This is a genomic window from Streptomyces sp. NPDC058459, assembly GCF_042721685.1.
Lineage (GTDB): Bacteria > Actinomycetota > Actinomycetes > Streptomycetales > Streptomycetaceae > Streptomyces.
In genome coordinates, this window is the sequence record NZ_JBHXLV010000430.1 from 1 (window position 1) to 1,182 (window position 1,182).

Here is a 1,182-nt window from a genome sequence, read left to right on the forward strand (position 1 = left end):
ATTTCACTCGACCGCCCCCGGGGATTGGACCGGGCGGCGCAATCCGCGAGTCCTGGAAACGGGTGACGAACCCCGCCCGGCGGCCACGGATTCCCCGTGCCGCCGGGCGGTTCCCGGACCTTGAGTGTGTGTCAGTTGTTGGCGACGCCGTTGCCCGCGAGGACGGAGACGTCGTCGACCAGGTGCGACAGCGGCTCGTCGTTCTTCGCCTGGGTGGAGTTCTCGGCGCACTGCTGGTTCTGCGGCGAGGACAGGACGGGGATGTCCTGGATGCCGACGTTGACCAGGGCCAGCACGGACTGGATGTTCGCCTTGGCCGGCAGGCCGACGCAGAGCTTGTTCAGGGAGCCCTGCACGAGCGTGGCCTGCGGGCTGAGGTTGCCGCCGGTCACGTTGTTGCCGAACGCCTCCGAGGCGCCGTTGCCGCTGAACGACGTGGTGCCCGTGTCGTTGCCGATGGCAAGCGCCTGGGGGGCCGCCGCCGCCGACACGCCCACGAAGGACGCGGCGACCGCCGCCGCGGCCATTGCCTTCTTCAGCATTTCGCTTTCCTTTCCTGGCTGTTCGCCAGACGCTTTCCTGGCTGGTCGCCAGACGTTCGTTCCTGCGGAGACATCAACCGGGAGGGCGCCGATTGGTTGCGGCAAGTCACCCGATCGGATCTTTTCGGGTGCACGGAGGAGACGGAATTCGGCTGACGGCGGCGGCCGATTTCCTGCGCGCCCGTGGGCCGTCCGGGTGAACCGGAGCAACCCCCCGCCCGGACCGGGAGTTGAGCCGGGCACTCCGATGGACGGGGTTTCTCCAGAAGGGAATCGCAAGTGATCAAGAAGGTTCTGGCCGTCGCCGCGGTCGCCGCGTCCGTTGCGGGCGTCTCCGCCGCCGCCGCGTCGCCGGCCCTGGCCATCGGCAACGACACCGGTACGACGTCCTTCAGCGGCAACGGCGCCTCCCAGGCGTTCGGCAACTCCGCGACGTACGGCAACATGAGCCCGCAGCTGGCGCTCGTCCAGGGTTCGCTGAACAAGCCCTGCATCGGCCTGCCCGCGAAGCTCAACGCGCAGTCCCTGGTGGGTCTGCTCAACGTCGGCGTGCAGGACATCCCGATCCTGTCCTCGCCGCAGAACCAGCAGTGCGTCGAGAACTCCACCCAGGCCAAGGGCGACGAGCCGCTGTCGCACC

At 68.6% G+C, this 1,182-nt stretch carries 2 protein-coding genes; one reads left to right on the plus strand and one right to left on the minus strand.

Annotated features, from left to right (window positions below):
- Positions 1 to 131: 131 nt before the first annotated feature.
- Complete coding sequence (locus ACFWN1_RS33370) at positions 132 to 542, minus strand: rodlin (protein WP_384370546.1); 411 nt, start codon at positions 540 to 542, stop codon at positions 132 to 134.
- Positions 543 to 821: 279 nt separating this feature from the next.
- On the opposite strand from ACFWN1_RS33370, the gene ACFWN1_RS33375 reads away from it, so the two are divergent.
- Positions 822 to 1,182: rodlin (locus tag ACFWN1_RS33375; protein WP_384370549.1), on the plus strand; the 361-nt coding region annotated here is incomplete at its 3' end.

Excerpts from the sequence above, each read along its gene's own strand:
- ACFWN1_RS33370 (WP_384370546.1), bottom strand. The coding sequence starts at position 542 with ATGCTGAAGAAGGCAATGGCCGCGGCGGCGGTCGCCGCGTCCTTCGTG.